Origin of the sequence: uncultured Eudoraea sp. (assembly GCF_947260015.1) — a bacterium.
Lineage (GTDB): Bacteria > Bacteroidota > Bacteroidia > Flavobacteriales > Flavobacteriaceae > Eudoraea.
On the sequence record NZ_CAMYOM010000002.1, the window covers coordinates 140,244 to 163,317 of the forward strand.

Here is a 23,074-nt window from a genome sequence, read left to right on the forward strand (position 1 = left end):
TAGTTTTAATTAAAGGGGAAGATTATTGCGAGTAAAGGATAGGTAATTCTTCATTTGTCACTTGATAAAACTTTTACTGAATAAAAATGGTTGGATAATAAACAACCTTCGTTATGGCTTTTTATAAAAAATTTAATTATCTGTTAAATTTAGCATTATTGAACGTTTTCAAAAGCAATGGTATAAAGCCCAGTAAAACCGTATACCTGCCATTCAAATCCAAATATCCCAAAGCTACATTTGTACAATGGAAACAAATTGATGTGTTTAGATGGCAAGTAACCTTTCGCTTCAATAAAGAAGAACATTTCGCATTATTCAATTGTGAGGGCAAATGGCTTGAAACAATTACTCCCGTATCATTAGAAATTACTCCAAAACAAGTACAACAAAATTTTGCAGGAAATTATAGCAATGATGGACTTCAGCAAATCTACCATGTAGAAACCCCTAAGCAAAGTCTTTACGAAATAAGCTGGAATAATGGTATTAATGTTCTGAAACTCTTATATAACTCATCAGGAAAAATAATTGGTAAAATGATTTCATAAATCAATGCATGTAGCTAAAAAATTTGTCTAAGAAAAAATAGAAAAAAATATTAAAATTATTTTATTTAAGCTTACCTTATAAAAAAAGAAAATAATTAGTATGATCAAAGAATTAACAAAATCACAGGAACTCTTCGAAAGAAGGAAAAATGTAGTAGCCAATGGCGTGGGGGTGTTCAATACCGCCACTGTCAAAGAAGCCAAAGGTGCGATTATTATTGATGTAGATGGGCGGGAACTTATTGATTTTGCCGGCGGCATTGGTGTTGTAAATGCAGGCCATTGTCCGGAACCCGTGGTACAGGCTATACGCGAACAAGCAGCTAAATATTTACATACCAGTTTTAATGTTGTGACTTATGAACCCTATATAGCATTATGTGAGGAATTGGCGGAGATTTTGCCCCATGGTAAAAATACTAAGGCAATGCTGGTAAGTACAGGAGCAGAAGCTGTGGAGAATGCCATTAAAATTGCAAGACAGGCCACCAAAAGACCTGCAATTTTATGCTATACCGGTGCCTACCATGGCCGGACTATGATGGCGATGACGCTAACTAGTAAGGTTAGTTATAAGTATGATTGCGGCCCTTTTGCTCCGGAAGTATACAGACTGCCATTTCCAAACTTTTATCGCTATAGAGGTATTAGAGATGAGGCTACTTTTGTCAAGGACGAATTAAAACGACTTCACGAAAGCGCCCTCAATCTGGTTGATATAGAAAGTGTTGCGGCAATTATTTTAGAGCCCATCCAGGGTGAAGGTGGTTTTAATCCAATACCCCAAGAATATTTAGAGGGGTTAAGAGCATTTTGCGATGAGCATGGCATCTTACTAATTATGGATGAAGTACAAAGCGGATTCTGTCGTACCGGACATTGGGCTAGCTGGCAACACTATGGTGTACAGCCAGATATAAGTACCTACGCTAAATCGATGGGATCGGGACTTCCCATTGCAGCCGTCGTCGGGCGGGGGGAAATAATGGACGCTGCTGCTTCTGGCTCTATAGGTGGCACCTATATTGGAAGTCCGGTTTGTTGTGTTGCCGCTTCGGCTACCATTAAATATATGAAGGAGATTAATCTTAATGAAAGGGCAAAACAGGTCGGTGATACCATCATGAGCCGTTTGAAAAAGTTGATGAAAGATTATTCTGAAATAGGTGATGTGAGAGGCATTGGTGCAATGATTGGGATCGAGTTTGTTAAAAATAGTGATCCAAGGCAACCTAATTCAGAAGTTTGCGGCAAAATTGTAAAAGGCTGTTCGGAAAACGGGTTAATTATTCTTAGTGCAGGCACCCATAAAAATATTATTCGCATCCTCTCACCTTTGGTAATTACCCAGGAAGAATTAGAAAAAGGGTTATCTATTTTAGAAAATGAAATTAAAAAAGCAATAGGAAACTAATATGAGACCATTCGCAATTGCAGGAATACAGATGAAGGTTTCAGCGGTCGCTTCCAATGTGGAAATGATGAAGCTGAAACTCGATATTACCATGACCCTATATCCGTGGATTGAAATGGTACTATTTAGTGAATTATGTGCATACGGCCCACTGATACATACTGCCCAGGAAATTCCATGTTCGTTTGAAGCCGAAATGCAGGCCATGGCGAAAAAATATGGAATCTGGCTACTTCCTGGATCTATTTTCGAAAAGAGTAATGGTAAAATATACAATACGTCCACCGTTATCAATCCTAAAGGGGAAATAGTGACGCGTTATCGCAAAATGTTTCCGTTCTATCCTTATGAAGTAGGCGTAACACCGGGAACCGAATTTTGTGTTTTCGATGTGCCTGAAGTAGGAAGATTTGGAGTGTCTATTTGTTATGACATGTGGTTCCCGGAAACCATTAGGACCTTAGTATCAATGGGCGCAGAAGTAATACTTCACCCCACCATGTCTGGTACCATAGATCGAGATATTGAATTATCTATTGTAAGAGCGATGGCTTCCGTGAATCAATGTTACTTCTTTGATGTCAATGGTTTGGACACCGGGGGTACCGGACGATCCATAGTATGCGGGCCAGACGGCCTTGTTATTCACCAGTCCGAAGGAACTGAAGAAATTATCCCTCTTGAATTAAATATCGCAAGAGTCAAAAGAAGCCGTGAATTGGGCATATTGCGCCTGGGTCAGCCCCTGAAAAGTTTTAGAGATCATTTAGGGCAATTCAGCATATATCAGCCACAAACCCCTCACCCCTATCTCGATTCACTTGGCCCCCTCATAAAACCTAATAGACTGGACAAATTAACAAAATTGATTATAAAAGAAGACTCTCTTGAACATCCGATAACTCCAACACATTATAAAGGAGATGGAACAATATAAATACTAAAGAAAATGGGCGGCGTATCCTCAAATAAAAAGAAAGACAAAACCGAGTTTAAAGATTATGTGAGTTGGTTTGAAATACCAGCCATTGACTTTCAGCAAGCAGTTAATTTTTACAACCACATATTCGACATTAAAATGATTCAAAACGTCACAGAGGAAAATGCCATGGCCTTTTTTCCGGTGAAAAAGGGTATTGGTGGAGCGGTTATTTCTGGGCCGGGTTCTGTTCCCAGTGATATTGGACCATTGATTTATTTAAATGGGGGCAAAGATTTGAGTAATGTCCTCGATAAAGTAGAGGAAGCTGGTGGGCGAATAGTAATGCCCAAAACCTTGATAAGCGAAGAAGCGGGTTACTTCGCCATTTTTATTGATTCTCAGGGAAACAAGCTCGCTTTACATTCAAAAAATTAAATCGTGATTAAGAATAAAATCAAAAGTGCACCTTATTATAATATCGGACAACTAAGGGTCGATTACTGGAACAAATTAAAAATTGAAACAGCCGAATTAGCCCGATGTCGCAAAGGGTCTGCTAATGAAAAAAGACATAAACAAGCCACAAAAGAGTTAATAAAAGATCTGAAAGGTGTTGAATGCTTTTTTGCTTCTCCCGGTAAAGGCCGCATACAAAAGCTAGAAAAGGCCTTTTCCGTTCATGAGCATGCCTCCTTATCGCATTTGGCTGCAGAAACTACAAAACAATTGGTTGGCGATAACTACAGGAGTAATCCGGACTTTCTTAATCATGATGAACATAGTATAGAATCTGTTGAGGAACATGAGCAATATAATGACGTTAGTAAGAACTATTTCGAGGTAATGTTCGTTGACGATATTTCCGAACAGGAAGAGATCAATCTGCAGTACAGAATGAGAGCCTTGCGAACACCTCATGACAAATTTACCTATGGTGTTGTAGTACAACGATCTTTTCAGGATGCCCTGATTGCCTTGCTTTTTAATCACAATATTCAGGCAGTGGTAGTGCGCTATGCACCACCTTACCACTCCAAGGGGATTGCACCCCTGATAAAACCATATATCCAACCGGTAACAAAGCTCGACTTTTCATCGAAATCCGAGACCGATCTCGGGCCAATAATCGGGGAGTTAATAAAACAATTCAGGCCCGAATTGGATACCTATTATGTTACAGACACCTCCCTGGGGCACCTTAAGGATAGTACTATAAAGGGTTTCAGACGCATATTTTATCAAACAGAAGATATTCAGGAACTTCACCTTACAATTATGCGCGGTATTGCAGAGCGATATACTACCCCTTTCTTCTCTGCGCTGGTAGAATACAGCCAAAAACCCACCGGGGTCTTCCATGCAATGCCGATATCCCGGGGAAATTCAGTTTTTAAATCAAGATGGATCAATGATTTTGGTGAGTTCTACGGGCGAAATATGTTTTTGGCTGAAACATCTGCCACAACTGGTGGCCTCGATTCCTTACTGCAGCCTACAGGGCCTTTGAAAAAAGCCCAGGAAATGGCACGGGATGCATATGGCTCCCAGTACACTTATTTTGTAACCAACGGAACATCCACAGCAAATAAAATTGTGATGCAGGCCCTTGTTAAACCGCAAGATGTAGTTCTAATTGATAGGGATTGCCATAAATCACACCATTATGGATTGGTTCTGGCGGGAGCATATCCCGTTTATCTGGATTCCTACCCCATCGAAGAATACTCCATGTATGGCGCGGTACCCTTGGAACAGATCAAAAATAAATTGCGGCAATTGAAAGATGCTGGCAGACTGGATAGGGTGAAAATGTTGCTGCTAACGAATTGTACCTTTGATGGCCTTGTTTATAACGTGGAGCGTGTCATGGAGCAGGTCCTGGCCATAAAGCCGGATATGATATTTTTATGGGATGAAGCCTGGTTTGCCTTTGCGGGATTTGCTAATAGCTACAAGCAACGAACCGGTATGCTTGCAGCTAAAAAGCTGTATGAAAAATATAGAAGTGGCACCTATAGGAAGCAATATAATGGGCATATAAAAGGATTGAATAATGGTGATCTTTCCACAATGCCGGATCCGGATAAGGTACGGATACGGGTATATGCCACACAGAGCACACATAAAACCCTAAGTAGTTTTAGACAAGGCTCAATGATCCATATCTGGGATGAAGACTTTCGTCGAAAAAGTGAGAACACCTTTTTAGAAGCTTATATGACCCATACTTCCACATCACCCAATTACCAGATGCTGGCCTCTTTAGATGTAGGCAGGCGACAAGTTCAGCTCGAAGGTTTTGAGTTGGTTGAAAAAAGTATTGAGATGGCTATGGTACTTAGGGCTAAGGTGAATGACAACCCCCAATTAAGCAAGTATTTTGATGTCCTGACAGTTCATGATTTTATACCAACTAAATATCGTCAAACCGGCCTTAAAGAGTATTATACAAGGAACGAAGGTTGGAACCGAATGGATGAGGCGTGGGAGAAAGACGAATTTGTACTTGATCCTACCAAAATAACTTTGTACATCGGTAAAACGGGTGTTGACGGTGACACCTTCAAAAACAAATACTTAATGGATAAATTTAATATCCAGATTAATAAGACTTCCCGGAATACCGTCTTGTTCATGACCAATATCGGGACTACCAGGGGTAGCATTACATACCTCACCAATGCACTTTTAAAAATTGCAGATGAATTGGATGAAGAATTTAAATCGTTGAATAATAAAGAAAAGGAAATTCTTCAAAACAGAATTCATTCCTTGACTAAAGAGGTACCTCCTCTGCCTGATTTCAGCTATTTCCATAATTCATTTCAGGCCGTTCCAGGTGTCCCCGGAGGTAATTTGCGAGAAGCCTATTTCCTGGCATACAATGAAGAAAATTATGAATATGTTCCCTTGAGCGAATGTTTGCCAATCATGGTTAAAGGAAGAAAACTAGTGGCTTCGACCTTTGTAATTCCTTATCCACCTGGTTTTCCTGTGCTTGTTCCTGGCCAGGTGGTCAGTAAGGAAATTATTAATTTCCTTACTGTGCTCGATGTGAGTGAAATACACGGGTATCGGTCCGATCTTGGCCTTAGGGTTTTTAAAGAGCGTGTATTGAACAGGCAAAAAATTACTACCTCGATGGGTGCTATAGCAAAAGGAATGAAGAAAAAACAATCAGTCTAAAATTTTAAATAAAAAATATGAGTGCTAAAAAAACAACACCTGTAAAGAAAGTAACAACAACCCCTGCAAAGAAAGCAACAACAACAGCTGCAAAGAAAGTAACAACAACTCCTGCAAAGAAAGCAACAACAACAGCTGCAAAGAAAGTAACAACAACTCCTGTAAAGAAAGCAACAACAACACCTGCAAAGAAAGCAACAACAACCCCTGCAAAGAAAGTAACAACAACAGCACAATTAAATGGAGTGCCGGATATAAGACGGTTCTTTTATAAAAACGAGATTCCGCTGTATTTTATCAGTGCAACAAATTTCAATATGCTTGGCGCCGATGAATGGATAAAGGGCTTTAAATTTATCTGTCACATAGAATGCTTTGATGGCCAGCATCCCAATGTATTTTCACCTAAGGAAGAAATTCCACATGACGATTTCACAGGTATAGAAGACATCAACAATTATTTGCTTCAACACCCCGAAGTTCAGGATTTTTTAAAGACAAGAAAGAAAGGTAGAACTACGGGAAAGGCTATGTTCCTTATGTTTGATGAGAAGACGGAGAAACTAGCAAAGAAATTAGGATTGCAAATTATGTTCCCTACAGCTAAAATGCGGACATTCATGGACAACAAAGTGAATACTAACCGTATTGCAGAAAAGGCCGGAGTTCCTTGCGTACCCTATGTACTTTCTAATGTTACGGATTATGCGCACCTAAACAAGGTTTCCAAGACACTTGGAAACGATCTTGTAATACAAACGCCATTTGGTGATTCCGGGCATACTACTTTTTTTATATCCAATGAAGCGGAATTCAAAAAATACGAGGAAGAGATTGTAAAGGAAAAGGAAGTAAAAATAATGAAGCGCATCAACTGTAAAGGATCGGCTATAGAGGCATGCGTTACAAGGCACGGCACCATCGTTGCGCCTCTGATGACCGAACTGGTTGGCTTTAAAGAATTGACACCTTACAAAGGTGGCTGGTGCGGTAATGAAATTTATCCAAATGCCTTTACTCCGGAATTGCGAAAAAAGGCAACAAAATATACACAACTTTTTGGAGATCAATTGCGCAAAGAAGGATATAAAGGATATTTTGAATTAGACTTTCTTATTGATCAGGATAATGGAGAAATTTATTTGGGGGAATTAAACCCAAGAGTGACCGGAGCAAGTTCTATTACTAACCATGCAGTTTTTGCATTGGCAGATGCACCCCTTTTTGTTTTCCATATTTTAGAATGGATGGACGTGGAATACAAGTTGAGTGTCAAGGCGATCAATGACCGGTGGGCCAGACAGGAAAATATTGATGGATGGAGTCAACTTATCATCAAGCATACTGAAGATACTATTGAGTATGTATCTGAGGCACCCAAATCCGGGATTTATAAAATGTTCGACAATGGCCATATTCTATTCGACAGGATGGATACACATAGGAGGGCAGTAGAATCTGAAGCGGAAGCATTTTTCTTAAACATATCCAAAGAAGGAGATTATTTGTACGAAGGTGCTGATATGGGAATTTTGGTTTCCAGAGGACGAATGATGACCGATGATTTTAAGCTTAATAAAAGAGCAAAAGATTGGATAAAGGCCATCCGCGAAAAATACGTTTCACAGGTAGTTGAGGATAAACGTCCAAAGATTGCACTAAGTGGCAGTTTAACAAAGTAAAATTTGGCATGGCCAACTTTAAATATGATGTCCGGGTACTGGAATTGAATGAAATCCATGAAATACCCGGAGCATGGACAAATCAAGATTTTTTGGACGTATTGCATCATCTGGAGTATGATGATGCTGATACTGTTCCGTTCGAAGAACTAAAGGAAATGGCAGCTTTAGCATTGTCCGACCTAACGGTCGAAGATGCGGCGGTCAACATTCTGGAGTTACGGCTTAAGGAACAACTCAATATAGGTCAGCGGCAAAATCTGGTATCAGAGTTGCAGGACGATCGTCTTTGGGAGGAATATTCCGACATCAAATTGCACGAAGCATTATTCAATGTTGGATGCATGCTATACTGGACATTTCCAAATCAGTTCCCAACACCGGATATTGTGCGAATTACTTTAAAGGTAATTGCATTGAACAAGGAATCAGCTTTAAATTTACTAAAGCCAAATTCCTCTTTTCTAACCCGTTTGTTAAATGACGGAATGGATGAAGGCAATATCATCTATAGGTTATTTGACGAGAATATTAAGTCGGACAAGTTTCCTGAGTCTGAACATATTATCTGGAAATTTGAGGAATCTGGCTTTGCCCCTGAAGATAATTCCAACACTTTTACCATATATACTTCCTGGAACTGGGTAGATGAACTTAAGGGAGTACAGGGTTTTGAATCAACAGCATTTTCTGACGAACAACTAAAATAAAATGGAATTTAAAAGTATAAATCCGTACAATGGCCAACAAGTTGGCCGGTATACATCGCTTACAGAAAAAGAGCTAGGTAAAAAGCTTAATAAAAGTCAGGATGCCTTTGAGTCCTGGCGAAAAGTTCCGCTTTCTGAACGCTGTGCACTTATAAAAAAAGCCGGCCAAATATTGAGAGAGAATGTTGAAGAATACGCCCAAATGATCACCTTGGAAATGGGAAAACCCATCATAGAATCAAGATCTGAGGTGAATAAATGTGCATGGGTATGTGATTACTATGCGGAGAATGCTCCGGAATTCCTGAAAAATGAAACAATTGCCACCGAAGCAACACAAAGTTTTGTAAGGCATGACCCTATTGGAAGTGTCCTGGCAATTATGCCGTGGAACTTTCCATTTTGGCAGGTTTTTAGATTTGCTGCACCAACTTTAACAGCGGGCAACACCGGATTGTTGAAACATGCTCCTAATGTATTTGGATGTGCCAGACAAATAGAAGAAGTGTTTAATAGAGCCGGTTTTCCCAGGTCTGTCTTTCAAAACCTGATTGTACACCACGATCGTACAGAACAGATTATTGCGCATGAGGCTGTAAAAGCAGTAACACTTACGGGAAGCGAAAGAGCAGGTTCGGCCGTGGCAGAAATTTCCGGTAGGCATATTAAAAAAACCGTTTTGGAACTTGGCGGTAACAATGCCTTCATTGTCTGGGAAGATGCGGATATTGACAAGGCCGTAAAAACTGCCCTTACAGCCCGAATGCTTAATTGCGGACAGAGCTGTATTGCTGCTAAGCGCTTTATTTTATTGGAAGGAATTTATGAGGAGTTTGTTTCAAAATTTACAAAAGCCGTAAAGGGTTTGAAATCGGGGGATCCATTGGAAGATGCTACCCAAGTTGGACCGATGGCTCGTAAAGATCTGGCCGACCAGCTTAATCGTCAGGTCTCGGTGTCAGTAGAACAAGGTGCAAAGTTATTGCTTGGAGGCAAACAGAGCGGTTGTTACCATGAACCTACCATTTTGAGTGATGTAGCGCCCGGAATGGCTGCTTTTGAAGAAGAAACATTTGGCCCCCTCGCGGCTATGATAAAAGCAAAAGATATAGATCAGGCCTTTGCCCTCTCGGAACAATCAAAGTATGGGCTTGGGGTAACTGTTTGTACTACAGATATTGATAAGGCGGTAAAGTTTGCAGATAGAGTAAGCGATGGAGCTTATTTCATTAATGAACTAGTCAAATCAGACCCAAGGCTGCCATTTGGCGGTACCAAAAATTCCGGCTATGGACGTGAACTGGCAAAAGATGGGATGATGGAGTTTATAAATCGCAAGACGATTTATGTTAAAAATTAAATTAAATTCGATATTTGGTAATAAATAAGCATATGGAAACCTTAAATAAAATTCTGGAATTTGAAATCTTAAGTTTAAGTAACTATACAATAAGGGTTTCTGACCTGGTGACTATTCTGATTATCCTAATTATTACCAAACTAATACTATGGGTCATTAAAAAAGCATTGTTTCGCAAGTATAAATTCCGCAAAACTGATCCGGGCACTACCTATGCTTTATACCAGATCATAAAATATGTAATTTGGGTCATGGCCATTGGATTGTTGCTGGAAACAATAGGAGTTAAAGTTACTTTGTTATTAGCCGGCTCTGCGGCCTTATTGGTGGGTATTGGCTTAGGATTACAGCAAACATTTAATGACGTAATATCAGGTATCATCTTACTTTCAGAGAGATCCATAAAAATAAATGATGTTTTGGAAATAGATGGCGACGTGGTAAAAATTGAAGGTATTGGCTTACGAACCTCTAAGGCCTTAAACAGGGATGACATATCCATTATCATTCCAAATTCATTAATTACTACCAGTAAGGTAATTAATTGGAGTCATCAATCAAAAAAAACACGTTTTAAGATTGATGTTGGGGTAGCTTATGGAAGTGATGTTGATAAGGTTATCAAAATATTGGAAGAAAGCGCCTTTGAACATCCTGAAGTCTCAAACAGGGAATTGGTTGAAGCACGATTGATGAATTTCGGAAATTCATCCTTAGATTTTCAACTTTTGTTTTTTAGTAAAAATATTTTTAGGATAGGAAAAGCAAAAAGTGATATTAGAAGAATTATTAGTAAAAAACTTGCCGAAAATAAAGTTACAATACCTTTCCCGCAAATGGATTTACATCTAAGATCCAATACCGCCGGTAAATTTGAAAAATAGAATAACACATAGTTTTAGTTTCTACGGGCCTGCTTAATACAAGCTTCTATCATTTGAAAGAGTTTATCCGGGATGGCTGTCGGGCCTTTAGAGGCAATAGTTTCAATAATACTTAAAGCCAGGAATGGTTTAGATTTATTTTTAATGGCTCTGCGAATAGTGAGGCCCGGTTTATTCTCATTCTCCGGAACATTTAAACGTTGGGCAGCTTTAATATATTCTTTTTTAAAGCCATTGTACCAAAACAAATGCTCAATATCCTTTTGTTCCAGCCTGGTAACGAGATTCTTAAGTTCGTGTTTATTTGCGAAGTTTTTTACGAGATCTTCATATCGTTGTCCGGCTTCATCGCCATCCACTAAGACATGCCAGCCAATTCCCAGGTCTGTAGCATATTTTAACAATGGCGTTAAACCTGATTGCGCAAAATCGATTACTGATATTCCCTCTTGCAGAAATTCATAGTTCATAATCCTTGCCAGGTGAGGTAGTATCCAATATTCAGATTCTCCCTCAACCAGAATCCAGAAACGATCAAATGAAGCCATACTGTACTTCGCACGGAGGTGATATGATAAGCGACGCAAATCTTCGTTGGTATAATACTGTGAATCGATACTATTAACCTGGATCAATCCCTTCTTCCTGCGCAACCTTCTGATCGATTTCAAAGGAACCCTGCTCAGTAATAAACCAGAATTTGTGGTAATAATCTTTTGCCATCGGATCCTACCTAGTAAAATACTAATAGTTGCAAGGGTTGTCGTATGCAGGAAAGCTTCAGGGTGTTCAAAAATAAGCAAGGGGCGCGAATATTTTTCAAACTTTTGAGGACCGGAGCGAAGAAGCGCATGCACTAACATAAGGGTTGCCAGTTTTTCTGTAAGCCTTTGAAATCTCTTCAAAGCTTTTGCAATATTCTCTTTCTCGGTGAGGGATACCATTTGCAAAATTTCCCTAATTCTTACCACCAGTCCATCCTCTTGCTCTAGCTCCTGATTAGGTTGCCCATAGTACTCCATTAATTCTTCCACAGCATGAAATCCCTTATTCACAGAAGCATTGGTATCCTGTGTGGTACCAAGAAGTATTTCATTTACCGATGCGAAAATTTGCTGCTTGAGTCGGTCTTCAAGATCAATTTCTTCACGGGCATCATCCTCATCAGGTACCACAATATTTAAAAACCCAGTTAAAATCCCAAATCTCAGATGGATTACGGGTATTATCCTTCTGAGTACCTTAAGTACACGAGGGTCTTTGGTAACTACTCCCTTTTGTAAGTTAGTACAGCTCCATTCCGCAGTAGTATAGGAACCCGATAAAGATGAATTAAAAGAAACCTCAAACTTCGGTTCTTTTATCAACTCTTCTTCAGACTTCACCGAGAGTAATTCCAGTACTTTAAATTCTTTTAGCCGTACATCGTTTTGAAATTGTACTATAAGTTTGATTTGAAGCTTTTTTTCGGCGCCCTCCTTTTCGGGATCTTTATAGAAGTGAAAGTGGTTAAATTCGGGGAGTTTATCATCCAATTTGGGGTTGAGGACGGCTGAAAGGGCTTCCATGAGCGTAGATTTCCCCAGGTCGTTTTCCCCAATGAGAAGCGTAATCTGATCAAAGTCGAGTAAAGCATGTTTAATGGCTCTGAAATTGGTAACTTCTAATGAGATTAACTGTAGCAAAGCTTATTTATTTTGTTTGAGGAATTACCTCAATTTAATTATCCATGGCTTCTGCCTTTGTTTTTGGGGGAAAGTGAAAGACAATGTCTTCGGGGTCTTTCACAACTTCAGGTATCTCTGTTTTTCCTGCAAATACTCTTAGCTGTGCCGGTAATTAGGGAATATCCGGTTTAGCAAGGTCAGTGGCAAGGTTCCGCATTAGTTAGTATTACTTGTGGTCTCCCTTAACTTTTCCAAGAAAGTAATTTTTTTTGGGTTATCTATTAGTATACAAGATAAGAAGTATACCACGTGAATCCTAACAGGTATATAGGGGAACTACGAATCAGGATTTAGTTAATCCTAATGAACGCTCGGTGTACTATTGCTAAGGCTCATCTCCTCAGACATAGCTTTGCCATCCATTTATTGGAAAACGGGTCGGATATTAGTCATTAACAACTTCTTTTGGGACATAATTCAATCAAAAAAACTGAAATTTATACTCATATAGCGAATAGATCATTTATGAACATTAAAGCTATATTATCTTAGAGATATAATCGATATATAGTTAATATGAACTATATACAATTGTCGTAGCATTTGGTAAAATGAAAGAAATTTCGATAAAAAAATATGTCAGATACTTATTTGGAGTGGTAATTCTTGTTTTTTTCTGAATAAATTCTTACTGAGACCTTGGGTTTTGGAAAATGAAACGTCTAAGTTTTTTCAAATAATTGTTCTTTCAATTCCAAATCTAATTGAGGCAATGATTGGCACCCTTTTGTTGACCGGAATTTTACTGCAATTGAAATATCGCTTTAACAAAAAAATAGGGTACATCAAAGACGAATATATTTATTTATTTGCTGTAGGCTTAGCCTCAATTTATTCGATTTCGCAGGAGTTTAAATTTCATAACTTTGGAGGAAATAATATCTATGACCCATATGATGTTATTGCTTCACTTATTGGATTAGGTTTGACTTATGGACTGATTCAGGTTTTTGGATTTGTTGAGAAGGTTAAAACTGAATAAAAATAAAGTAATAATGACTTTAGGATCGACTTTAGTACAAAAGGCAGAATTTAATCCCAGTATCAGAACTTATATATTATTGGTGGTCGCTTTTTTCCTGACGATCTCAGTGGTAGGAATTCCGTTACTCGTTGTTTGGTTTCTTGGACTTGGCCAATATATCAGTAAACGCTTTTATGAAAATCTGAAATGCCAATTAACAGATCGGCACCTGTTGTTTAAAAAGGGTGTACTATTTAAGGTTGAGAAAACGATACCCCTGGAGAACATTCAGGATCTGACATTTATTGAAAATCCTTTATTAAAATATCTTGATCTACGGATCCTCAAAATTGAAACAGCCGGACAGAGTAATCCTAAAGGGAGTGATATGAAATTGATCGGCATTATTAACTCTTCAGATTTTAAGGAGAATGTATTACACCAAAGAGAATTGCTGGTTACTGTAAATAGAAAGGGTAGTAGACAGGTAGAAACAAATAATGAACAAATTGTAGATATACTAGAGGAGATCAAAGATATTCTAAATGATATAAAGAATAAATTATACAGCCCATAACAAAACCTAATTACGCACACCAAAATGCCGCTTAAAACTAAATATTAACCTGTAGCCCTATTTTAGGACGTGACAGCAAAAAGTATAATCAACTTAAATCTAAAATTATGAAAAAATCTAAATTATTCGACCTTTCAGAAGATGTAGCAATAGTTACAGGAGGAAATGGTGGTATTGGTCGCAGCATTGCAATAGGCTTAGCTGAAGCTGGGGCTTCAGTTGCAATATTTGGACGCAACGAAGAAAAAAACAAAAAGACCCTTGCCGAATTAAAAGCAATTGGGGTACAAGCAATGGCTTTAAAAATTGATATCACAAAACGGACTGATTTGGCACCAGCACTAAAAAAGGTTGAACAGGAATTAGGTAATGTCAGCATCCTTGTAAATAACGCTGGAATTGCCGTATTAAGTGGAGGAATTCTTAATGAGACAGAGGAAGATTGGGATAGTGTGATAGAGACACAACTTAACGCAGTATTTTTATTATCTAAACTGGTTGCAAAATCAATGGTTGAAAATAAAAGAGGAAAGATAATAAACATCGGTAGTATGTATTCATTCTTTGGCTCTAGTTTTGCGCCTTCATATAGTGCTGCTAAAGGAGCTGTAATTCAGTTAACTAAATCAATGGCAATTGAATTGGCACCGCACAACGTTCAAGTAAATGCCATTGCACCAGGATGGTTTGAAACTGATATGACCGCAGCCGTTAAAACAATGCCGCTTTATGACGAAATAATTACAAGAACCCCTGCCGGTCGTTTTGGACTAACAGAAGAATTAGCTGGCACAGCAGTATTTTTGGCTTCTAAAGCCGCTGACTTTGTTACCGGTGAAACCATTTGCGTTGATGGAGGATATGGAATTCGATAATAATTTAGATACTATATTTGAATTTAAGATTTTATGATAAAAAGCCAGTGCGTAACATAGTTTATAAGCCATAGCTAGTTCTGTGTTTCTTCGGAAAATCCTTGCATATTTTCCTGCGAAGGTATGAGCTTAAAATTATTAATACCAAGACATACAAAGGCTCACGCACAAACCGTTAGGCACAGGCTTGTTTTGTTCTTATCTTATTAGCCTAAATCTAACATTATGTTATTGATAACTATATGAAAAATGTGTTAATCTGTGGTGCAGGAATGTCGGCTACCGATCTGATTTCGTACATGCTTAAGCATGCCGAAGAATACAACTGGGATGTAACGGTAGGTGATATTTTAGTAGAAACCGCAAAAATGAAAATTGCTGGTCATCCAAGGGGGAAAGCGGTATACTTTGATTGCTATGATGATACAATTATGGAGCGTTATATAAAGGATGCAGACATCGTAATCTCCTTGTTGCCTCCTGGAATGCATGCTGCTGCGGCAAAAATTGCACTTAAATATAATGCGCATGTGGTAACGGCTTCATATGCCAGTCAGGAAATGATAGATATGCATGAAGAAGCTAAAAAAAAAGGTCTCACATTTCTAAATGAATTGGGAGCTGATCCAGGTATTGATCATATGAACGGAATGCGTTCTATAGATAAAATCAGGAAAAAGGGAGGAGAGCTATTGGCTTTTACATCATATTGCGGCAGTTTGGTTGCCCCTGAAAGTAATGATAACCCCTGGGGCTATAAATTTACCTGGAGCCCAATGAACGTGATCACGGCAGGTAGTGCAGGAGCTTGTTATTACAAAAAAGGCAATTTTCGTTGCAGCCCTTATAATCGTTTATTTACCAATCCAAAAGTTATAGGTATCCCCGGTTTCAGAGAGTTTGAAGCGTACGAAAATCGCGATTCTGTAGTCTATAGAAAAAAATACAACCTTGATGACATTCCAACATTTATAAGGGCAACACTGCGTTATCCTGGTTTTTGCGAAGGATGGAATATTTTTATACAATTAGGGTTAACGGCTAACAACTATCATATTGAAGGAAGTGAAAACATGACATACCGCCAGTGGGTTGCATCGTATCTACCGGATGATAATGATGCAAGTCTTGAAAATACACTGGCAGACATCTTGCATATAGAAAGAGGTGGAGAACTTCATGAAAAATTGCTTTGGACAGAACTTCTGTCTGACAGACCAATTAGGCTGGTAAATGGAACTCCTGCCGAGATACTATTGGATTTACTGATGGATAAGCTTAAATTTAAACATGGCGACACGGATATGCTGGTTTTTTACGAGAGGATAGAATACAAACTCGAAGGTGAATTATTTGAACATTTATCTTATTTGGTAACAAGAGGCTTAGATTATAGGCATACGGCCATCTCCCGTACTGTTGGATTGCCTGCGGCAATTGGTGCAAAGTTAATCCTTAACGGAGAAATTAAAAGCCATGGTTTGTTGTACCCATGGACCAAAGAAGTTTATGATCCTGTACTGGATGAGCTGACGGAACTGGGCATTGCTTACACCTCGCACGATAACAAGATTGAGTATTCTCATTATGAATAATCGGGACGTATATACCGCATTAGCACCTATGCTGAGGCTTAGGCGCAAGCATAAAACCAGTCACGTAATAACCGTTAGCGGCAATAAAACAAATTAATTATGAATAAACCTTTAAGAAATTCAATCTTATCCCTTGTGTTACTTTCCATCTTCATTATTAGTTGTCAATCAAATCAAGACAAACCTGATTTGACTGAAAAGCTTGTATCAGACAAAAAGGAATCAACCGTGAATGCAGAGGAAGAAGAGATAAAAGCCATTGTAGAAAGGTTATTGATTGCTGCCGGCAACTATAACATTGAAGACTTGGACGATATGACTTCGGACAAGGCTATGCTGGGAATAAGTAGTTTCAAGGATGGAACTTGGTCTAATTCAGAGATAACTATAGATGAGTACTTTGATAATGTCAAAAACCGTGAACCTAAACCCTATTGCGAATTAGTAAGTGACTACAACATTATTGTAACTGAAGGTAGGTTGGCATTGGTAAGGGCTGATGCCATCCTTTATCGATTTGGCATTCCACAAACTCGGGAAATTAACAATTTCACACTCTTGAAAGAAAATGGAAAATGGAAGTTTTTAAATATTTCCTTTACTGTTAATCGGATAGCAGAAGAAAAAAAGAAATTTGATTTAGACATTTTTGCCCGAAGTTATGCGCAAGCCTGGGGTAGCAAAAAACCAGAATTTGTTGCCTCATATTTTGCCGAAGATGGATCACTACAAGTAAATGATGGAGATCCTGCAAAAGGGAGAAATGCCATATCAGAAGTTGCCCAAGGATTCATGATCGATCTTCCTGACATGATTGTACGTTATGATAGCCTTGTCCCAAAATCGAATGGTACGAAATTCCACTGGACTTTAATTGCTACAAACTCGGGTCCTGCCGGAACTGGTAAAAAAGTAAAGGTAAGCGGATTCGAACTTTGGCAAATTGGGGAGAACGGACTAATTAAAGAATCTAAAGGCAGCTTTCCATCGGAGGAGTATAACAGACAACTTGAATTTGGAATCGACAATTAAAAACTGCCGCTAACATTATGTATAAGATTTAATTTCTAAATCAATTCACCTCTATTTTGTCAATCAATAGTTTAAATTTTTCAGCTTTTTTATTCCCAATTAAAAAAATAATTTCTTCGATATGATCATTTGAAAAATTTGGCAAGTCGAGTTTTCTTCCCCTGAAAGATGGATACATTTCATTCAGTGAAATTTCGATTTCTTGCCATTCTCCAGTAGTTGCAAACGTAGTTATATAGGAATAATAATTGCTTGAATTATCTTTTATCCTTAATTGATATTTCTTTCCATCTCCTTTGAGTTTAATAATTATGTTACTCCCCTCCTTTACTTCTATTCTTTTAAACTGGTAACGCACCGATGAGAATCCACCATTATTTTCCAAAGAAACATAGCCTTCAAATAATCCAAAACCATCAGGACTTAGTTTAAAGCTACCGAATGACTCTCCGCCCATAACAATATCATCAACAATTTTCCAGCCTGTTATATCAGAATTTTTGTTAAAATCAAATAATATTTGTGTGTTCATTGCAGTTATAAGAATTATAGTTCCTATTAGGTACTTCATAATTTGTGTTTATAATTATTTACAGCATCTCGGCCATGATTAGTTCGGGATTAAAAGGCACTTACCTTGCGATAACGCACTTAGCAAAATATTATCATTTTGACGGACTTGGGTAAAGTGCTGAACTTTGGTTTAAGCACCAGACCCATATTAACAAAGGACTTATTGGCTGCCGTTTTTTTAATTTCTGAGAACTTCTCTCCTTTTAAGGACAATAATGCTATTTTTTCAATGCGCTTATTTCTTGTACTTCGCCATATTTTTTGTCACTTTCCGATCTGTTAATACTCGAAAGTGTATGCAAATCCTTCATGAGCACCATTAACTTTTCCTGAAGCTTTTCTTCTTTAGATTTCTTTTTGAATAATCCAAACATGCTTAGGCTTAGCTTTGCTACTCATCTTTTGGAGAATGGAACGAATATAAGGCATTTTCAACTTCTTTTAGGGCACAGTTCTACCAAAACGACTAAGATTTACAGATGTAGTGAATAGATCGTTCATGAATATAAAGGATTTATTATCTTAGATTTTATAAGTGAGATATAGTTAATAACTATATTCAATTGTTGTATGTAAGCTAAAAATAATAATAAAATAGATATTAAATGAAACAAAACGGATCTGTTATAATTCCAACCATGAGATACAAAGATGCTCCAGCAGCAATTGAGTGGCTATGTAACGCTTTCGGATTTGAAAAGCATTTGGTTGTCCCAGGTGAAAATGAAACTATCGCTCATGCACAGTTAAATTTTGGTAATGCTATGATTATGTTAGGGTCTGAAAATGATAATGAATATGGTAAATTCGTAAAGACCCCAAAAGACCTAAATGGAATTAATACGCAAACCCCATATATCATTATTGAAGAAATCGATGACCATTATAGTACGGCAATTGCAGCTGGAGCAAGAATAGTATTAGATATAAAAGACGAGGACTATGGTGGTCGTGGATACAGTTGTCAAGATCCAGAAGGATACATATGGAATTTTGGTTCGTATAATCCATGGACATGATAAAAAATTAAAAGCCTACACACAACAACACCTATACGCAATACCCTTCAGGATACTGCGCATAGCCTAGACGTTAGCAGTAATTGATAGGACACCAATAAAATAAACTAAAAATGAAGGTTACAGCTGAAAAAAATGAAAAAGTTGCTAATATGATCTTTGCTTCTATTTACCCCCTTTACTGGAATAGATTGAAAAAGCATGGAAGAACAAAAGAAGAGTTCCATCAAGTAATAGAATGGTTAACTGGTTTTGATGAAAAAAAAATACAATCACTTATCGAAGAGAAGGTAACGTTTAGAACGTTTTTTGAAAAAGCAAAAATCCATCCCAATGCTCACATGATTAAAGGAGTTGTTTGTGGTTATCGAATTGAAGAAATAGAAGATGAATTTGAATTGTATAGACAATGTCGATATTTAGAAAAGTTGATTGATGAATTAGCAAAAGGGCGAAAAATGGAGAAAATTCTACGAGAAGAAAGAAAATAAAAAAAATGAAAACAACAACATTTCTAACATTTGTGGGTGATCAATGCGGAAAGGCAGAAGAAGCGATAAATTTCTACACTTCAATATTTCCAAATTCGGAAATTAAAAGCATAATAAAATACTCAGAAGGAGAAGCTGGAGGAACACAGGAACTTATCAAATATGGAGTATTTATATTAAATGGTACAGAGTACATGGTTTCTGAAAGTAATTTTAATCACGCTTGGTCATTTACGCCAGGGGTATCACTTTTCATTGCATGCAACTCTGAAAATGAGATACAAACTTTATTCGAAGAACTTTCTTCAAATGGAGGCCAGATTATGGTTCCTCTTGACAACTACGGAGGCTCAGGGGATTACGGCTTTGGTGAAAAATTCGGATGGTGCGAAGACAAATATGGCATTTCATGGCAACTTAACCTTTCAGAATAATTCCAAATTGTAATAAAGGCCGCCCTACTTGGAGGAATAAACGAAAATAAGAGACAAACAAGTATCATTTAGGCTAAGTGAAAATCTAGTGTAAAGCATGTGACTTTAACTTTGTAAACCATCTGTCTTAACGAACATTATGACTAACAATATCATTCTAATATATATTTATAGTTCATCTAAACTAATTCTTTATGCGATTATTACTGATACTCCTTTCACTGTCACTATCAAACGGGGTTTATGCCCAAATGCCTACGCAAGAAATCTTCGAAAATGCTGTGGATGATTGGGATGAGGGTGACTATTTACAAGCATTGGCATCCTTTAAAATGATTCTGAATGGAGAGGATGCTGACGCCTACTTTGAACGCATAGCCCTACAGACCGGAGAGCTCTTTCAGGTAAAGGAGATAGCAAAAGATGGCAAAGACTTAAAATTCTCAAAAGATGGAAAGTATGCTATCTTCACATTGAAAAATAGGGACCTTACTATTTCCAAGGTCATTGAATTGGCTACCAATAGAGAAGTCTTTAGTGTGGAGGGAGAAGCACTTGTGCTAGCCGGTGACCTCAAAATATTTAAAAAAACGGATAGGAATAAGGCGGTGCTGAAAGCAGAGGAAGTCAGAGCCGAAGGAATGAAATCCGTAACTTCCTGGGCAGAATATTACAAGCTTATGGAGCCGTATACCAAGGTAATTGATGCCAATACTTATTTGTACAGCACAACGGGTAAGAAAACACCAAAAAAAATAAATATTGAGGGGGTTAGTGCCAGTCAATTTATTATTTCTGATGATAAGCAATCTTTATACATACTTGGCTTACAAACAGGCAAAGAATATGCTGCTATTTATCACTATGCAATGAAGGATGATAAGATCACGGAGCTTTATTCCACTAAGAATCAAAAATCCAATTTAGCCCTGAGTGGGAAATATCTATTCTTTGGCTATGGCCAAAAAAGTGACAGTGTGGGCATTTATACTATTGAGACCGAAAATGTTGCGGTGGTAGAGGGTGCACTGCAAGATTATAGTGATACATATATCCTAGTGCAGTCTGAAGCAGCCGAAGAAAAGACACTCAGCGTAATAGAAATTAACAATCCAGCCAATAAGTATAAGATTATGAGCACCAAGAATCGACTCACTGATGCAGCACTTTCGCCCTCTGGCACCAAAGTAGCCTTTAGCATGATGGAACAAAGTGATTACGAGGTGTACACGGCAGAATTAAACGGTAACATTACCAGGGTATCGCAAGAAATTCAACACGACAGATTTCCGAAATTTTTGGATGAAGAAAGACTTATAGCCGCCAAAGGAGAAGGAAGACATCGCAGATCATTTATGTATCATTTGGAAACAGGAGAAGTCACTAAACTATTTCACAATAATACGGTACGTACTTTCGCCCCGGAATACCAATGGGAGGTTGATCCTACGGGGAGCAAAATTCTAATCGTATCAGAAAGGGATGGCAACACCATATCACCAGAACGAGGAATTTATCTACTGGATTTGAACCATAAAATAACGAAGCAAGCCTTACTTGACAGAATTGAAGCCAACATAAAAAGTGAAAAGTACCTCAAAGAAAAAGGAGAAAGACTTTATGCCAAAATTAAATCCGATGTAACAAAGGTAGTTGCTAAAGCTTCTGAGCACAGAATATTTAGCTATGAGCGTGATTTGTACAAGTTTGGATCAAAGTATATTTCTAAGCCTGGAAATGATTTGGCAAGTCAGTATATCTACGATAAATTTAAGTCATTTGGATATGAACCAGAATTGCAATGGTTCACACCAAAAAAGCAAACATACAATGGAAAGACTGCCAATGTAATAGCTACTTTAAAAGGAACCACTAATCCTGAGTTGATCTATGTAGTGAGTAGTCATTACGATTCAGTAGAAGATGGCCCTGGAGCTGATGATAATACTTCAGGTACCTCTGCCCTACTGGAGGCCGCTAGAATCATGTCTAAGCATCCCATGCCTTGCACCATTATGTTTCTCGCATTTACAGGAGAAGAAGCAGGACTGCTCGGTAGTCGCGAATTTGTTCGTAAGGCCATTGCTAAGGAACTAAAAATAGTCGGGGCATTAAATAATGACATGGTCGGATGGGCTAATAATAGTAGGCTTGATAACACCATCAGGTATTCCAATGAGGGAATTCGTGATATTCAGCATGCTGCATCCACTATTTTTACGGACATGATTACCTATGATGCCTTTTACTACAAAAATACAGATGCCCATGCTTACTATGAGGCTTATGGTGATATCGTTGGTGGGATAGGCTCCTATCCGGTATTAGGCAACCCCTACTATCACCAGTGGAATGATAATTTAGAAACCGTTAACCATCAGTTAGTGACCGAAGTGGCCAAGACAACCACTGCTACCTTGATGTTGCTGGCTTCCAGTCCCTCTCGATTGACGGGACTAATGGTAACACCTCAGAAAAAGGGCAACTATACAGTGAAGTGGACGGCCTCACCTGAACTTTCGATTTTACATTATATAATACGCTATCAAGCTGCTGATGGGCAATGGAAATCTTCTAAAACTAAAGAGACAACTACCACGCTTAGTGGTTTAAAAGCAGGAAGTACTGTTCAAGTGAAAGCTGTTAACAAGACTGGACTTGAAGGCTGGGATTGGGCTAAAGTGACAATAGACTAAAAGTATTTCCTGAAAAACTATCAATAAGCAAAAATAAATAACGAAAGCACAACAAAACCTATAAAAAATTAGGGCTCCACCCTTTTTATTTCCTTCAGCTTACTAACAGGATTTAGATAATCCTAATTAACCCTCTGTGCAAACCTGCCTGCCGGTAGGCAGGTAGAAAAGTGAAGGCTTAAGCCTTCTTATTTTTTATTTCCTCCAGCTTACTAAAATTTTATTTTAGACGCTTTCGGAAATAAAAAAAGTGATTCGTAATAACGAATCACTTTTCAGCTTGGTCGGGATGACAGGATTTGAACCTGCGACCACACGGCCCCCAGCCGTGTACGCTACCAGACTGCGCCACATCCCGAAATTATTTCTATTTTATTTTTTC

21 protein-coding genes, 1 tRNA gene and 2 pseudogenes are annotated in these 23,074 nt (G+C 38.1%); 20 read left to right on the top strand and 4 right to left on the bottom strand.

Annotation, left to right across the window (positions count from 1 at the left end):
- The first annotated feature begins 113 nt into the window (after positions 1–113).
- The 9 genes from Q0X66_RS02020 (at position 114) to Q0X66_RS02060 (ending at position 10,709) form a co-directional block, all read left to right on the top strand.
- Positions 114–551 carry a PepSY-like domain-containing protein gene (locus tag Q0X66_RS02020; protein WP_297702811.1) on the top strand — a complete coding sequence of 146 codons (438 nt, stop codon included), beginning with the start codon at positions 114–116 and terminating at the stop codon, positions 549–551.
- A gap of 100 nt (positions 552–651) precedes the next feature.
- Positions 652–1,965 (top strand): aspartate aminotransferase family protein, encoded by a 1,314-nt coding sequence (locus Q0X66_RS02025; protein WP_297702812.1) that lies wholly within the window; start codon positions 652–654, stop codon positions 1,963–1,965.
- A 1-nt stretch (position 1,966) separates the two neighbouring features.
- Complete coding sequence (locus Q0X66_RS02030) at positions 1,967–2,902, top strand: carbon-nitrogen hydrolase family protein (RefSeq protein ID WP_297702813.1); 936 nt, start codon at positions 1,967–1,969, stop codon at positions 2,900–2,902.
- Positions 2,903–2,914: 12 nt separating this feature from the next.
- Positions 2,915–3,322 carry a VOC family protein gene (locus Q0X66_RS02035; protein WP_297702814.1) on the top strand — a complete coding sequence of 136 codons (408 nt, stop codon included), beginning with the start codon at positions 2,915–2,917 and terminating at the stop codon, positions 3,320–3,322.
- 3 nt (positions 3,323–3,325) lie between these two features.
- Positions 3,326–6,073 carry an aminotransferase class I/II-fold pyridoxal phosphate-dependent enzyme gene (locus Q0X66_RS02040; RefSeq protein ID WP_297702815.1) on the top strand — a complete coding sequence of 916 codons (2,748 nt, stop codon included), beginning with the start codon at positions 3,326–3,328 and terminating at the stop codon, positions 6,071–6,073.
- A 17-nt stretch (positions 6,074–6,090) separates the two neighbouring features.
- On the top strand, positions 6,091–7,755 hold the full coding sequence (locus tag Q0X66_RS02045; protein ID WP_297702816.1) for a biotin carboxylase: 1,665 nt from the start codon (positions 6,091–6,093) through the stop codon (positions 7,753–7,755).
- A gap of 8 nt (positions 7,756–7,763) precedes the next feature.
- Positions 7,764–8,465, top strand: a complete 702-nt coding sequence (locus Q0X66_RS02050; RefSeq protein ID WP_297702817.1) for a hypothetical protein — start codon at positions 7,764–7,766, stop codon at positions 8,463–8,465.
- Between the two features lies 1 nt (position 8,466).
- The gene (locus Q0X66_RS02055; protein ID WP_297702818.1) at positions 8,467–9,825 is read left to right on the top strand and encodes an NAD-dependent succinate-semialdehyde dehydrogenase; all 1,359 of its coding nucleotides are present in this window, start codon (positions 8,467–8,469) and stop codon (positions 9,823–9,825) included.
- Between the two features lie 32 nt (positions 9,826–9,857).
- Positions 9,858–10,709 carry a mechanosensitive ion channel domain-containing protein gene (locus tag Q0X66_RS02060; protein WP_297702819.1) on the top strand — a complete coding sequence of 284 codons (852 nt, stop codon included), beginning with the start codon at positions 9,858–9,860 and terminating at the stop codon, positions 10,707–10,709.
- Between the two features lie 14 nt (positions 10,710–10,723).
- Here the strand turns inward: Q0X66_RS02060 and Q0X66_RS02065 are convergent, their stop codons facing one another.
- Positions 10,724–12,394: a DUF2813 domain-containing protein gene (locus Q0X66_RS02065; RefSeq protein ID WP_297702820.1), complete on the bottom strand. Its 1,671-nt coding sequence runs from the start codon at positions 12,392–12,394 to the stop codon at positions 10,724–10,726.
- Positions 12,395–12,769: 375 nt separating this feature from the next.
- Between Q0X66_RS02065 and Q0X66_RS02070 the strand changes: the two are divergent.
- From Q0X66_RS02070 to Q0X66_RS02095, 6 genes and pseudogenes are all read left to right on the top strand, one after another.
- Positions 12,770–12,928 (top strand): annotated as a pseudogene (locus tag Q0X66_RS02070) (tyrosine-type recombinase/integrase); the annotation flags it as partial.
- A 154-nt stretch (positions 12,929–13,082) separates the two neighbouring features.
- On the top strand, positions 13,083–13,418 hold the full coding sequence (locus Q0X66_RS02075) for a hypothetical protein (RefSeq protein WP_297702821.1): 336 nt from the start codon (positions 13,083–13,085) through the stop codon (positions 13,416–13,418).
- Between the two features lie 13 nt (positions 13,419–13,431).
- Entirely contained in the window at positions 13,432–13,977 is a 546-nt protein-coding gene (locus Q0X66_RS02080; RefSeq protein WP_297702822.1) for a PH domain-containing protein, read from the top strand.
- Between the two features lie 107 nt (positions 13,978–14,084).
- A complete protein-coding gene (locus Q0X66_RS02085) occupies positions 14,085–14,852 on the top strand; it encodes a glucose 1-dehydrogenase (RefSeq protein ID WP_297702823.1) in 768 nt (255 codons plus the stop codon).
- Positions 14,853–15,094: 242 nt separating this feature from the next.
- Positions 15,095–16,447: a saccharopine dehydrogenase C-terminal domain-containing protein gene (locus tag Q0X66_RS02090; RefSeq protein WP_297702824.1), complete on the top strand. Its 1,353-nt coding sequence runs from the start codon at positions 15,095–15,097 to the stop codon at positions 16,445–16,447.
- A gap of 99 nt (positions 16,448–16,546) precedes the next feature.
- Positions 16,547–17,479, top strand: coding sequence for a nuclear transport factor 2 family protein (locus Q0X66_RS02095; RefSeq protein WP_297702825.1), 933 nt, complete (start codon positions 16,547–16,549; stop codon positions 17,477–17,479).
- 40 nt (positions 17,480–17,519) lie between these two features.
- Here Q0X66_RS02095 and Q0X66_RS02100 read toward each other — a convergent pair whose 3' ends face one another.
- Entirely contained in the window at positions 17,520–18,050 is a 531-nt protein-coding gene (locus tag Q0X66_RS02100; RefSeq protein WP_297702826.1) for a CIA30 family protein, read from the bottom strand.
- Between the two features lie 220 nt (positions 18,051–18,270).
- Complete coding sequence (locus Q0X66_RS02105; protein WP_297702827.1) at positions 18,271–18,426, bottom strand: Lacal_2735 family protein; 156 nt, start codon at positions 18,424–18,426, stop codon at positions 18,271–18,273.
- Between Q0X66_RS02105 and Q0X66_RS02110 the strand changes: the two are divergent.
- From Q0X66_RS02110 to Q0X66_RS02130, 5 genes and pseudogenes are all read left to right on the top strand, one after another.
- Positions 18,419–18,578: pseudogene (locus Q0X66_RS02110) on the top strand (tyrosine-type recombinase/integrase); the annotation flags it as partial. The gene Q0X66_RS02105 and the pseudogene Q0X66_RS02110 sit on opposite strands and share 8 nt — an antisense overlap.
- Positions 18,579–18,657: 79 nt before the next feature.
- Positions 18,658–19,071 carry a VOC family protein gene (locus Q0X66_RS02115; RefSeq protein ID WP_297702828.1) on the top strand — a complete coding sequence of 138 codons (414 nt, stop codon included), beginning with the start codon at positions 18,658–18,660 and terminating at the stop codon, positions 19,069–19,071.
- A gap of 113 nt (positions 19,072–19,184) precedes the next feature.
- The gene (locus Q0X66_RS02120) at positions 19,185–19,562 is read left to right on the top strand and encodes a DUF2200 domain-containing protein (RefSeq protein WP_297702829.1); all 378 of its coding nucleotides are present in this window, start codon (positions 19,185–19,187) and stop codon (positions 19,560–19,562) included.
- 5 nt (positions 19,563–19,567) lie between these two features.
- The gene (locus Q0X66_RS02125) at positions 19,568–19,996 is read left to right on the top strand and encodes a VOC family protein (protein WP_297702830.1); all 429 of its coding nucleotides are present in this window, start codon (positions 19,568–19,570) and stop codon (positions 19,994–19,996) included.
- A 194-nt stretch (positions 19,997–20,190) separates the two neighbouring features.
- On the top strand, positions 20,191–22,692 hold the full coding sequence (locus tag Q0X66_RS02130; protein ID WP_297702831.1) for a M20/M25/M40 family metallo-hydrolase: 2,502 nt from the start codon (positions 20,191–20,193) through the stop codon (positions 22,690–22,692).
- A gap of 281 nt (positions 22,693–22,973) precedes the next feature.
- On the opposite strand, the gene Q0X66_RS02135 is transcribed toward Q0X66_RS02130, so the two are convergent.
- A tRNA-Pro gene (locus tag Q0X66_RS02135) sits at positions 22,974–23,050 on the bottom strand.
- Positions 23,051–23,074 lie beyond the last annotated feature (24 nt).